We start from the raw sequence: 12,419 nt of genomic DNA on the forward strand, positions 1-12,419 counted from the left end.
CCTTCTAATCGCGTGGGGCCAGACGATAGGCTTAGAGCGTGAAGGTTTTAGTTATTGGTTCTGGTGCCCGTGAACACGCTCTAGTGGCTGCTTTGTCGCGCGACCCCATGGTGCACACCGTGATCGCCGCCCCGGGTAACCCCGGAATCGACGTGATGTGCGAAACCCGCCCCGTTGACGCGACCAATCCCCAAGCGGTGACCTCTCTTGCTCAGGAATGCGACGCGTCGCTTGTGGTCATTGGGCCAGAGGCCCCTCTGGTTGCAGGAGTGTCCGACGCCTTGCGAGACGCCGGTATCGCCGTTTTTGGCCCGTCTCAGGCAGCGGCTGCGCTCGAAGGCTCGAAAGCCTTCGCTAAAGAAATCATGGACGCTGCCAAGGTGCCAACGGCGGCGTCGGTGGCAGCGACCTCGGCGCAGGAAGCCCGCGAAGCCCTCACCCGCTTTGGTGCCCCTCACGTGGTGAAAGCTGACGGCTTGGCTGCGGGGAAGGGCGTTGTTGTCACCCGCGATTTCGACCAGGCCCTCAACCACGCAGTTGCGTGCTTGGAAGAGTCCGACCGGGTGGTGATCGAAGACTTTCTTGACGGTCCCGAGGTGTCCCTCTTCGTGGTCTGTGACGGCACCACGGCCGCGCCACTGGCTCCCGCGCAGGATTTCAAGCGGGCACTGGACGGCGACCAGGGGCCCAACACGGGCGGCATGGGCGCGTATTCGCCACTGCCCTGGGCATCCGATCACCTGGTTGACGAGATTGTGGAGCAGGTGGCTCAGCCGGTTGTCGATGAGATGGCTCGGCGTGGGACTCCGTTTGTGGGGTTGCTGTATTGCGGGCTGGCGCTGACGAAGAACGGCATTGAGGTCGTTGAGTTCAACGTGCGGTTTGGGGATCCGGAAACACAGTCGGTGCTTTCGCGTTTGCAGACTCCGCTTGGTGCGCTTTTGCTTGCTGCGGCGCAGGGGCGGTTGAGTGAGTACTCGCATCTGGAGTGGAGTACGGATGCGTCCGTCACTTTGGTTCTTGCTGCTGCGGGTTACCCCGCGTCGCCGCGTAAGGGTGACCCGATTGCCGGTTTGGAAGAAGCTGGTGCTGTTGACGGTGTCATGGTGTTGCACGCTGGAACCGCGGTGAATGATCAGGGCGAGGTGGTGACCAATGGTGGTCGTGTCCTGTCAGTCGTGGCTAACGCGCCTTCGTTGCAGGAGGCACGAGAACTGGCGTACCGCGCTGGTGACCTGATCACGTGGGAAGGCAAAACCTACCGCAACGACATTGCGTCAGCTGCCGTGCAGGGTTCTATTCGCGTGCCGGTGGCCGCGGGTTCCGGCGAGGTTGAAAGCGTTGCTGAGAACGACTCGGAAGGTGCGCACGCACCCCGCAGCACAGTGGCGTGGTGGGCGTCTCAGGCGCCGCAGGTTCCTGGCTGGACGCACGTGTACTCAGGAAAGGTGCGCGATCTATACATCCCTGTTGAGGCTACAAACATGGATGACGCAGACCGCTTGCTCATGGTTGCGTCTGACCGGATTTCTGCGTATGACCACGTGATTCCCACGCCTATTCCAGATAAGGGGAAGGTTCTCACTGGCCTGACCGCGTGGTGGTTTGATCAGGTGACTGACCTGGTTGGTAACCACGTGTTGACGGTTGATGTTCCGGCCGAGGTGGCCGGCCGTGGAATGATCGTCAAACCCTTGCGTATGTTCCCGGTTGAGTGCGTGGCGCGTGGCCACCTCACTGGGTCTGGGCTCAAGGACTACCAGAGGACTGGGGCAGTGTGCGGCAACGAGCTGCCGGAAGGCTTGGGCGAGGCATCTAAGTTAGAGCCCGCAATCTTCACCCCGGCAACCAAAGCTGAGTTGGGTGATCACGATGAGAACATCACGTTCGACCAAACGGTTAAGTTGCTTGGTGACAGTGACGCGGAGGCGCTGAAGTCGCTGACGCTGGCTCTGTTTGAGCGTGCCCGGTCGATTGCGGCGGAGCGCGGAATTATTTTGGCTGACACCAAGTTTGAGTTCGGCCTTGATTTCACGGACCAGATCGTGTTGGGTGATGAGGTTCTGACGCCTGACTCGTCACGTTTTTGGGATGCGGAAGGTTTTGTGGAGGGGCAGTCGCAACCCAGCTTTGACAAGCAGTTTGTGCGCGATTGGCTGACTAGTGAAGAGTCTGGGTGGGACAAAGATTCTGGCATGGCACCACCTCAGCTTCCTACCCAGGTGGTCGAGGCTACCCGTGCCCGTTATATCGAGGCGTTTGAGAAGCTGACAGGGCGAAAATTCCCTGGATAGGCCTCGATAGTCGCGGGCGCAACCGTTAGGGTGTGAAAAAATATCGCCCGCTTTTACGCTTACACACTGTTGCAGGTACTGGTTCGCGCAACCAGTACCTGTAATAGTTTTCCTTCATTTGCCGGATAGCGTCTTGTTGCTCACGAGGATCTGTGCTGTTGATTTTGGGTTCAAATACATTGATCACACGGCCTCCGTTCGCGAAGACTTGCTGACGAATGTTACGTGGCACCCAGCGGGTGTCTTGACCCCAACCGTCGACTATCATTTCGCCTGACTTCAACTTGGCAACCACTCGTGTGCTCAGAGGCGCAAAATCACCTTTAAGTCGCGCGTGGTTGGTGACGCTGATGTCGACGGCGACAATATGCCCGTCTTCTTGCCACTCTTTTCTATCCCACAGGTTACGAATTCGGTAACCGAAAAGCCTCCACCCGATAAAAATCACAGCGATTACAGGGAGAGCGCCTTTCCACCATTCGAGTATGGATTCCATGAGTAATCAGCTTAGTAGGCCGGGGCTTCCTGCTCGACGTCATACCCGTAACCAAACACCAATATGCGCACCATGGCGCTCACAGCAAAACCCATGCCTGCCACTACGAGGTACAACAGGAGTGCCAACAGGTAGTAGCCAAGCGCTCCCAACGCTCCTCCGAGCGCAATTGCGATCACAATCTGGGTTAATCCCATAACTAATGTCGGCACAAAAACTAGACTCAAATGTTCAACGCTAAACACTGGAGACAAGCGAGCGTGCCACAGATCTACAACTATCGCCGCTACAAAAGGACACAAGAAAAAGAGCAAGCTGCGATTAGAGGTGACCAACATGGTCACCACAACATTCACCACAGCGTAAGCTACCATCCCGCCCAGGAATGGCATCAAATATGACCGCACTTTTCCTACTCTTTGCTCTTGTCGTACTTAGCGTTTGCGATAATGTTTTTCGCATCGTCTTGCGAAATGCCTTCTCCACGGAAGCTGATCAGCTCCATCGTAGAAACGTTGCCAGTTTCGCGGTTACCAGCAGACATAAAAAGTCCGTCCCAATAATCACCATCAGCGTCCTTGACCTCAAAGTATGCGACTTGAGCCTCATCCGCGCCTTCAACGTCTACCTTGTCCACACCTCGCGGGCTAATCTCGGCGGAATTTCCTAGAACGTTTCCGTACAGCACAGCTTGATTTGTAGCGTCTACATGTGGACTCTCACCAGTGTTTTTCGTGAGCCTAAGTTGGGTCGTCAGCTCTGTATCACTGTCACGTGCCCCCACGACCCACGGGTCTTTGATGTTTTCAGGATCACTTGCTTTGTCGAACTTCACCCAGTCTTTTGGGACCTCCACTGTGAGTGGCCCGGAGCTTATTTCCAGTACGTCTGCCTTCTTTGATGATGAACCGACCAAACCAGGGTCTTCACCACCGCATCCGGCCATACTTAACAGCATGGCGCTAACTGCCGCAATGGATACCATGAACGTCCCGAACTTTTTCATTTTCGCATTCCTTCGAATTCATCTACAAACATTTTGTGTTCTTCACGCGCTTGCGTCCACCGTTTTCGTCAGGCACCCACGTATGAGCGTCTTGAAGCTCTGCGGTCGATGAGGTATTGCTATTCTCGTACCCCGCGCCAACGCCCAAGACCTTTACGCCAACACTTAGCCCGTCAGACTCGTTTGTGTTCTTCATAGTCATCTCGTTGAGCTTGACGTTTGGACTCTGCATGTACTCAGCCATTGCCTTTTGTTCAGGCGTGCTACCGATTAGTTTCCCTTTGGAAAGATCTTCGAGGTTGGGAATGCCACCTGGGTTCTGCATAAAATCCGTCACGACTTTACGCGATTCGGGGTCACTGAGATCAAAGTCAGCAACAAACACCTTAGACGTGTTGTCGTCCTTGGCGTCACCCATACCCCCACCGCCGTGCACTGATTGGACAATTTTCAGGCCGGTGACGTTACCATTTACATCTGTTTCAACCGAGAACGAGGATTGGTAGCCGACATTTCCACCGCCGTCAAAGCCGAGTCCTTTACCACTTGCATCACCAGATTCCTTCACATCGAAGGTGAAAGTCATTTTATCGTCCGACGGATCGTCCAAGTTCTCTCCGCGGTCCACCTGCATGGATCCCGTTTTAGAACCATCGACGCTCACGGCACCCTTTGGAATATACTTGTCGAGTTTTGACAAGTTGAGTGCATTGTTTACTTCGTTCAAGTCTGTTTTTCCACTAGAGTCATAGCCATTGCTCTTCCAGCCGTCTCCGGATTCGTTGTCGCTGGCACCGTCGTCAGAGTTGTTTCCAGACTTATTGTCGCTGGAATTGTTTCCAGACTTATTGCCGCTGGCACCGTCGTCTGAGTTGTTTCCAGATTTGTCGCCATTAGAGTTTTTATCTTTTCCCCCTTTGGCTTTGTCTTTGGCGTTGCTAATATTAATGCCTGCACTGGCTTCGCCCCATCCCGAAACATCTATCGCGTATGTAGATTTCCGGGGGTCTTTTGGTGCATTACTCGTGTTGATTGCAGTACCCAGCAATGGAATGTTATTCGTCCAACTGTCCACGCGCTCCTGGTTTTCTTTAGCAAAGTTTTTCGCGTCTTCCACATTGTCAAATGTCCACGCATCGCCCATAGAACCCGTGATGTCAACGCCGACACCTGCATTTAACTTCACCCAATCGCCTGCTTTTAGTTTGCCTAGCTCAAAATTCGCACCCGCATTTACATCGCCGATGAGCTGCACTTCCGCAGTGCCGTCCGACATCTCAGTGACCTTCATCGTCACACCGCTACCCAAGGAGAAGAACAGAACATCAACCTTTGAACCGTGCCGATTCGTCTGGGTTACAACGGGACACTCCATCATGTAGTCCTCAGGCGTACGCTCTTTCTCTTCAGAGCTATTGCACGAGCCACCGAGTACAGGTTGAGCAACCTTGCAAACTGTGTCTTTGATAGCTGTACCCAGCTTGGGTGCGACCGGGGCCACTGCCAACGAAGCAATAAGCAGGGAAATCAAAACAGCAACACCAAGATACTCAATGGTGCCTTGCCCGGACTGGGGCTTACGAAACAGGCGGGATCGCAACCACGTCATTGTCTATTCCTTGGGGATTCGGGGACTGGGGAGTTATTGCGATTCTATCGGCACGTCTCCGCAATATCTTGAGACGGTGGGCCTACTTCTCGCGAAGTCAGGCCCTCATTTGCCTTTGGTGGAGAAACATTCTTTGGGCCCCAGTACCCACGACTCTCAGCGCTTTATTAGCTAGCATGAGTGTGTCTGTACATCCCCGTGCATCTGTGAAGGCCATCCCCAATGAACCTTAACTCCCACCTCGACTCAGCACCTTCTGTAGCACCAGAACGGCGCGAGTCCGGCGCCATGTCTATTGAGTACCTTGGAATCGCCGTATTAACAGCCGTTCTCATCGGTGGCATTATGGCGTTCCCCTACGCAAAACACTTAGTGCCTGGCACACAGGCCTCAGTATGCACCGTCACCACTGGCGACTCCCGTCACGATGAAGACGGGGAGTGCAAAAACGACAACAAGACGTTCATCCAGAAAAGTCAAGCCCAGCCAATTCCTGATAACGCTCCTGGCCCCGATGCCGCCGGCACCAAGGATCGCCAGGAGATCATCAAACGAGCAAACACATGGGTAGAACGCGGAGTCCCTTACTCACAGAGCGCCTACACAAATGACCCAAACGGCAAGCAGTACCGCACGGACTGTTCCGGTTTCGTCTCTATGGCATGGGGGCTGGATCAGAGCCTCACCACGGTGACACTTCCCACTGTGGCCCACCCGATTTCTAAAGACGAACTTCAGCCTGGTGACATTCTGCTCAAAGGCGGGCCAGGAAGTGGAGGAAACAATGGCCACGTTGTCATTTTCAACGGATGGACCGATGAATCACGCACTTCCTACCACGCTCTCGAACAGGTAGGCGGCCAGGGAGCTATCTCGCGAACTATCTCTTACCCGTATGGAGCCGACTCATCATACGTTCCGTACCGCAAGAACGGCTTGTAATCTCGCCACTTGCGATCGAATCCCCACTCAATCGGTATAGAAAAATCCACCCTCTAGTACTCAAGGATCCCCTCCCATGAGCACGCTACGAACGCGCCTAAAAAACCTATCTCAGGGTGGCCAAGGCACTATTGAATACCTCGGAATTGGCGTCTTAATCTCCGTTCTGATTGCGGCACTCGTCACGTTCCCTGTTGGTGACGCAATCGGTAAAGGGCTCCGAGGTGTGATCTGCCAGATCAGTCACTCGGCCCCGTCTTCTGGCACACTTGATGGCACGAACAGTAGAAATGCTTCTCCAGCTCCCACGCTCGCGGCCACAGTTTCAACGCCTAACTCAATAGAGATTCTGGCTGGCAACTGTCCGCTGGCGCATGAAAAGGCTGAGGCCAAAGCGGAAGCCAAAAGCGCAAAAGGCAAGAGCTCTGACTCCAAAAAATCTGACAAGAACTCCGGAAAGAGCGCAAACAAAGACTCAGGAAATTCAGGCAGCTCCAAGAGCGATTCTAAGAACGACAGTAAGGACAGCTCTAAGTCCGGCAAAAAGGATAGCCCAGTCAAGGGTGAGCCTATTGACGTGAGTCCGCAAGGCTTTGACGGTCCTTTTGTTCAAGGCAAAGACGGTTACGTCTATGACGGTGACGGAAACCGAGTCCCTTACTCGAATAAGAAGAAACGTCCAGAATACGGCGAGGGGCAGGTCGAGGCAGTCTGGAAACAGTCGCGTGACCAGCAACTGGAAGACATCAAGAACGGTGACTTGGAAGTCGACCAGAACGGCTTTGTTCCCACCAAACTCGAAAAAGACGAAATCTATGTCATCGACGTCGATGGAAACTGGCGCTCAGTCAAGTGGAAACCCGGTCAGAGTCGTGGAGGAAAGTGGGACATGGGCCACCGAGAGGGCCACGAGTACCGCAAGACTTACAAAGACTACATGTCTGGGAAGATCAGCAAGGACGAGTTCTTGAAGACATACCGGAATCCCAAGAATTACAAGGTCGAAGACCCCAAACGCAACCAGTCGCACGTCGACGAAGACAAATCAGACCAATAGCAGGTAACAAAAAATGTGGGAGGGTATGCACTGCGCGTGCATGCCCTCCCACATTTATAGGCATGTACTCGTTTACAACGCTCAGTACCCTTTAGCCTTCAGAAATTCGTCAAGAACATCGAGCTTTCCCGGGCGCCCGTCAACATTCATCCTCAACCACTTCCCAATGGTATTGACCGGGTTATTCTCGTTAGCAGGTAGTTCCAGATCCAATACTTCTGACCCAAACAGTGCTTCGTATATTGGGCGACGTTTTTCGTCATCGTCAACTCGGATCACAATAGCCAACCGTAAAGGCAATGATCCCCGACTTTCACGAAAGTTGACGTCCGCACCGCCGTCCACCAGGCGCTTGACCAGCTCACCGTCGCGCTCACCAAGGTGGCTGTTCCCGCCTAAAAGCAGTGACAGCGTGTTCTGGCCTTCTTCTACCGCACATGGGTCAGCACCTTTGTCCAGCATGTCACTGCTGATTCGAAAACGTGCGTCTGGATCATCATTGGTAAGCGCAGCCATGAGCATGTCGGTCGCATCGTTGTTTTCAGTGTCAAAGACTTCACAAAACTCTTCGTAAGTACCGTTCCGGGCAACATACAACGGGCTCGCCATTGTGACTCCTTAGGGATATAGGGGGTATGCATTCTTAACCATAGGGGCGCCCGCGCACACTTCTGCCACTAGCCACCGCTGGTTGATAGACTTCACATGAACTGTGGCGGGTTTCCCGCCTCCCACCTGCATCCAAGGAGCACCATGGGACGTGTAGTCGTCGAGGTCATGCCAAAACCTGAAATTCTTGACCCCCAGGGCAAGGCAATTTCGCAGAGCCTGGAACGTTCAGGCGTGAGCGGTTTCGATGTTCGTCAGGGAAAGCGCTTCGAACTCACCATCCATGAAGAAATCACCCCCGAGGTTCTGGAGCAGGTCAAGCAGGTCGCTCAGGACCTCCTTTCCAACCCAGTCATCGAAGATGTGGTGGGCGTTTATGAAGTCACCGGTGATGCCCAGTGACCACCGATCAGCTCATTGGCGCGCCAGTCTCAACGACCTCGGCGCCCGAAGCCCAAGGCCTCCGCGTTGGTGTTGTGACTTTCCCTGGCTCTTTGGATGACCGTGACGCTGCGCGCGCTGTCGCGCTTTCCGGTCCCGAGGTCGTCCCGCTTTGGCACGCTGACACCAGCTTGGCAGAGGTCGACGCGGTAGTCCTGCCAGGCGGGTTTTCCTATGGCGACTATCTGCGTTGCGGGGCAATTGCTGCACGTTCGCCTATCATGGGCGCGATCGTTGACGCCGCTAAAGGTGGCATGCCAGTTTTGGGTATTTGCAACGGGTTCCAGATTCTGTGCGAATCGAGCCTGCTTCCCGGCGCGCTGGTGCGTAACGACCACCGGCAGTTCATCTGCCGTGACCAGAAACTGCGGGTAGAAAACGCGAACACCGCGTGGACCAATTCTTATGAGCAGGGCCAGGTCATCACTGTTCCACTCAAGAACGGCGAAGGAGGCTACCAGGCCGACCAGCGCACGCTTGACGAACTTGAAGCTGAAGGCCGGGTGGTGTTCCGCTACGAGGGCTACAACCCCAACGGTTCCCAACGTGACATCGCCGGTATCACCAACGCTCAAGGTAATGTCGTTGGCCTCATGCCGCACCCCGAACACGCTGTTGAGGCTGGGTTTGGTTCAGCCGTTGGGAGCGACATGGGCGCTGGTGTCGACGGCCAGGGGTTCTTCACCTCGGTCATTGCGCACTTGGCCCGGGCGTAAGCCCGCGTACCGCACGCAAGCGTAAACCGGCGCGCTCAACTGAGCGTCAACCAGGAAGGAGACCATGAAAGAAAGTCCAGCACTCACAGACCTTGTTGTTTCAGGCGTGTTCATCTCAACAGAAGCTCAGTGGGTTTTTGAACGCACCACCGCTAATTCCGAATACGACTGGAATGTGGACTTTTCCGACGCTCCTCTCATCGCGCTCTCTGGTGAGCACGGGTTTACCGGTCGCCCCCACATGATCGGGTCTACCGACTCCAACTACGGCTCCTTCCGTTGGGGTTGGTCGCCGGATAACGACTGGAAAGAACCCGCGATCGCGCTTTCCCGCAAAGTGCGCGAATACGGGGCTGAGCACCAGATCCCAGAACTCACCGACCCAGAATTCGACACGCACGACGACCAAGCTCTGCGCATAGTCATCGCCGCAAAGGTCATTACCGGCCACTTGTTCCACGTCCCGCTTCCCGTGGGACCGGCGACCGCATGGCTCATTGTGGATGCCCCGCAATTGCAGCTGGGTGAGCCTGAAATCCGGCCGGTTGTGAAGGCTTTGGCCGCCGGCTTGTCTGTCACCGACATCCGCAACCACCGCACGGCCATCCAAGAGTACGGGCGCCTGCGTGGCTTCCACGTCGTTGAGAATGGCGACGGCTTGCGCATGCTGTTAAAAGACGGTTCGGCAGACCTCACTTTCGACTCTCTCAACCGTCTTACCAACTGCCAAGTGTCCCAGCCGCTCAGTGATGAGGCTGCGGAGCAGCTCACTGCCGCTGGGGCCGCTGAACCCCAGTTGGTGCGCGTTGAGGTTGAGGACGCACCACCCGTTGAGCAGTCGCAGGCCCCCACCGCCGAGGTGGCTCCCCAGCCAGAGCCGAGTGTCACCTCGGGCGCGGAAGACTCCGCGGAACAGGTGCTCCCGCAGACGGCTGCCGTGGAAGACGAAACCGTTGGGGACGTCCCCGTCCAGGAACCCGCCGCCGAGGTCGTCGAAGAACCGGCTGCGTCCGTGCCAACCGAGCCCGAGGTCGTCGAAGAACCGGCTGTTGCAACGGCAGAGCCCGAACCTGTTGCTCCGCGTGAGGCCGAACCCGCTGAACAGCCCGCGGTTAAGGCAGAACCTGCGGTTAAAGAAGAACCTGCGGTTCAAGAAGAGCCTGCACCGGAGCCAGAGAAGCCGAAGAAGAAAAAGAAGGGCTTCTTTGGCCGACTGTTTGGTCGCTAAAGTCGCGTGATGAAGGGCCGGGGATGCCACTGCGGTGGGCATGCCCGGCCCTCTTAATAGCGTTTGCTTTTATTGAGGGTTGTTACCTTGTCCGCCCTTGTTGAAGCTCGGGGGTTGGGTGTTGGTGCCGTTCACGTGTGGCTGATTCATCTGTGGCTGTGCGGGGTTTGACGGGTGAGCCTGTGGCTGATTCGCCTGGTGCTGGGGAGCACTGCCGTGCTGTCGCACCTGCGGTGGGTGAACGTGCTGTTACTGTGGAGGGTTAGCATTGCGCTTCTTGTTGGACGTCACAATCACCACAATGGCAACGACGATGATGACTGCTAGCCCAAAAACAATCCCGGGTGCCAGGATCAGGAATATCGGGAACGACATACTCACGGTGGACTCCTACATAAATTCCTACTGCGTGGTCGAGGTGGCTTGGCCGGTCTGTTCGCATGAGTCACAGAACGGGCTCGTATCAAGTTTCGCACAATTTTCGCACCGATGGAACTGTTTGCGACAACTTTGATTTGCGCAGTTAAGGAAAATGGGCTCGTGCGGCCTTCAGTCCTACCCCAGCTTTTCGACGAACCACACCCGGCTCGTGTCGTGTGGCAAGTACTTCACGGGGTGAATCTGACCTTCTGCGAACTCGCTTTGGTTCCACGTAGTGAAGCTGCATTCAAGGATTGTGGCCATGCCTTGAGAAGCAGTCAGGAGTTGTTGGCGTAACTGTGGGTCCGGTTTGGTTACTGGGCGGCTACAGTATCCAATCCCGCTTCTACACAGTCATCGCAGTACGGGTGTTCGTTGCGTTCCGTGCAGTCTTCGCACCGCAAGAACTGTTTGCGGCAACTCAAGTTTGCGCAGTTCACGAAGATGGGTGTGTGGGTGCCACAGGAAACGCATGTGCCCAACGACTCTGCACCGTCACCAAACTCCATGTGCATGCGCTTGTCGAACACGTACAGCGATCCGTCCCACAGGCCTGAGTTGCCGTAGGTCTCGCCGTAGCGCACGATTCCGCCTTCGAGCTGGTACACCTCTTCAAAGCCACGGTTTTTCATGAGCACGCTGAGTACTTCGCAACGGATTCCGCCGGTGCAGTACGTGACGACTGGCTTGTTTTTGAGGTCGTCGTATTTGCCGGATTCGATTTCGGCAATGAAGTCACGTGTGGTTTCAGTGTCGGGCACAATCGCGTTCTTGAACTTCCCGATCTGCGCTTCCATCGCGTTACGCCCGTCGAAGAACACCACGTCGTCTCCGCGTTCTTCAACCAGTTTGTGAAGCTCACCAGGCTTGAGATGCACTCCCCCACCTTCAACGCCTTTGTCTGTGACCTTGATTTCTTCAGGCCGTGTGAACGTCACCAATTCTGGGCGCACTTTCACCGACAGGCGCGGAAAGTCGTTACCCTGACCGTTCGACCACTTGATGTCTGCCTTTTTAAACGGCGCGTAGCTCTTGGTGGTCCGCACGTACCGCTTCACATCGTCGATGTCTCCACCCAGAGTCGCGTTGATGCCGTCTGGTGAAATGATCACGCGACCCTTAAGGTTGCAGTTTTCAGCCAGGGCAAGTTGCCACAGTTTGACCGCTTCGGGGTCGGCTAGCGGAGTAAAAACATAAAACAGAACAATCTTCGTGACGGACATGCCCCAATTTTATCGCCTATGGGTGAAACGATGCGCTCGGCTTAGGCAACCGGGAGACATACCGATCCACGTCCCTAACACGTAGCATAGAACACGATCCCCATACTCCCACCCACTTAGGAAACCGATTCAGATGAGAACTCTCGTATTTAAGCTCAGAGGCTTATCCACGATCATCGCATTGCTAAGCTCGTGCGGATTGGGAGGCGCAGGCACTTCCAAAGAAGCTACAAATCCGAATATACAGCGCATATACGAAGGGCGTATTTCGGTCGAGGTTCCGAAAGAGTGGACACAGACTCCCGACTTTAATCCCACTCTCAATGGTTTCACAACCTCTTGGGCAAATTCTCAAGAAGATCCCACTGACATCGTCCG

The 12,419-nt window shown here is 55.2% G+C and carries 14 protein-coding genes; 6 read left to right on the plus strand and 8 right to left on the minus strand.

What is annotated here, in order from left to right:
* Positions 1-38: 38 nt before the first annotated feature.
* A complete protein-coding gene (gene purD, locus HMPREF0183_RS06675) occupies positions 39-2,294 on the plus strand; it encodes a phosphoribosylamine--glycine ligase (RefSeq protein ID WP_005884231.1) in 2,256 nt (751 codons plus the stop codon).
* A gap of 25 nt (positions 2,295-2,319) precedes the next feature.
* On the opposite strand, the gene HMPREF0183_RS06680 is transcribed toward purD, so the two are convergent.
* The 4 genes from HMPREF0183_RS06680 to HMPREF0183_RS06695 form a co-directional block, all read right to left on the minus strand.
* Positions 2,320-2,790 (minus strand): hypothetical protein, encoded by a 471-nt coding sequence (locus HMPREF0183_RS06680; protein WP_005884233.1) that lies wholly within the window; start codon positions 2,788-2,790, stop codon positions 2,320-2,322.
* A gap of 11 nt (positions 2,791-2,801) precedes the next feature.
* Positions 2,802-3,002 (minus strand): hypothetical protein, encoded by a 201-nt coding sequence (locus HMPREF0183_RS12820; RefSeq protein WP_156798189.1) that lies wholly within the window; start codon positions 3,000-3,002, stop codon positions 2,802-2,804.
* Positions 3,003-3,202: 200 nt separating this feature from the next.
* A complete protein-coding gene (locus tag HMPREF0183_RS06690) occupies positions 3,203-3,796 on the minus strand; it encodes a hypothetical protein (RefSeq protein WP_005884237.1) in 594 nt (197 codons plus the stop codon).
* 22 nt (positions 3,797-3,818) lie between these two features.
* Positions 3,819-5,405 (minus strand): hypothetical protein, encoded by a 1,587-nt coding sequence (locus HMPREF0183_RS06695; protein ID WP_005884239.1) that lies wholly within the window; start codon positions 5,403-5,405, stop codon positions 3,819-3,821.
* 222 nt (positions 5,406-5,627) lie between these two features.
* Here HMPREF0183_RS06695 and HMPREF0183_RS06700 point away from each other — a divergent pair, with 222 nt between their 5' ends.
* Complete coding sequence (locus tag HMPREF0183_RS06700; protein ID WP_156798190.1) at positions 5,628-6,347, plus strand: NlpC/P60 family protein; 720 nt, start codon at positions 5,628-5,630, stop codon at positions 6,345-6,347.
* A 76-nt stretch (positions 6,348-6,423) separates the two neighbouring features.
* Positions 6,424-7,404 (plus strand): HNH/ENDO VII family nuclease, encoded by a 981-nt coding sequence (locus HMPREF0183_RS06705; RefSeq protein ID WP_005884243.1) that lies wholly within the window; start codon positions 6,424-6,426, stop codon positions 7,402-7,404.
* 81 nt (positions 7,405-7,485) lie between these two features.
* On the opposite strand, the gene HMPREF0183_RS06710 is transcribed toward HMPREF0183_RS06705, so the two are convergent.
* The gene (locus tag HMPREF0183_RS06710; RefSeq protein WP_005884245.1) at positions 7,486-8,013 is read right to left on the minus strand and encodes an ankyrin repeat domain-containing protein; all 528 of its coding nucleotides are present in this window, start codon (positions 8,011-8,013) and stop codon (positions 7,486-7,488) included.
* Positions 8,014-8,157: 144 nt separating this feature from the next.
* Between HMPREF0183_RS06710 and purS the strand changes: the two genes are divergently transcribed.
* The 3 genes from purS to HMPREF0183_RS06725 all read left to right on the plus strand — a co-directional run bounded on the left by purS (position 8,158) and on the right by HMPREF0183_RS06725 (position 10,398).
* The gene (gene purS, locus HMPREF0183_RS06715) at positions 8,158-8,415 is read left to right on the plus strand and encodes a phosphoribosylformylglycinamidine synthase subunit PurS (RefSeq protein ID WP_005884247.1); all 258 of its coding nucleotides are present in this window, start codon (positions 8,158-8,160) and stop codon (positions 8,413-8,415) included.
* Positions 8,412-9,170 (plus strand): phosphoribosylformylglycinamidine synthase subunit PurQ, encoded by a 759-nt coding sequence (gene purQ, locus HMPREF0183_RS06720; protein WP_005884249.1) that lies wholly within the window; start codon positions 8,412-8,414, stop codon positions 9,168-9,170. Before purS ends, purQ begins: the two co-directional genes overlap by 4 nt.
* Positions 9,171-9,234: 64 nt before the next feature.
* Complete coding sequence (locus HMPREF0183_RS06725; protein ID WP_005884251.1) at positions 9,235-10,398, plus strand: DUF6882 domain-containing protein; 1,164 nt, start codon at positions 9,235-9,237, stop codon at positions 10,396-10,398.
* A gap of 249 nt (positions 10,399-10,647) precedes the next feature.
* On the opposite strand, the gene HMPREF0183_RS13395 is transcribed toward HMPREF0183_RS06725, so the two are convergent.
* The 3 genes from HMPREF0183_RS13395 to trhO form a co-directional block, all read right to left on the minus strand.
* Positions 10,648-10,773, minus strand: a complete 126-nt coding sequence (locus HMPREF0183_RS13395) for a hypothetical protein (protein WP_005884255.1) — start codon at positions 10,771-10,773, stop codon at positions 10,648-10,650.
* A gap of 180 nt (positions 10,774-10,953) precedes the next feature.
* Complete coding sequence (locus tag HMPREF0183_RS13400; protein ID WP_005884257.1) at positions 10,954-11,082, minus strand: hypothetical protein; 129 nt, start codon at positions 11,080-11,082, stop codon at positions 10,954-10,956.
* A 50-nt stretch (positions 11,083-11,132) separates the two neighbouring features.
* Positions 11,133-12,041, minus strand: coding sequence for an oxygen-dependent tRNA uridine(34) hydroxylase TrhO (trhO, locus tag HMPREF0183_RS06730; protein WP_005884259.1), 909 nt, complete (start codon positions 12,039-12,041; stop codon positions 11,133-11,135).
* Positions 12,042-12,419 lie beyond the last annotated feature (378 nt).

Source organism: Brevibacterium mcbrellneri ATCC 49030 (assembly GCF_000178455.1).
In the GTDB taxonomy this organism is placed as follows: domain Bacteria; phylum Actinomycetota; class Actinomycetes; order Actinomycetales; family Brevibacteriaceae; genus Brevibacterium; species Brevibacterium mcbrellneri.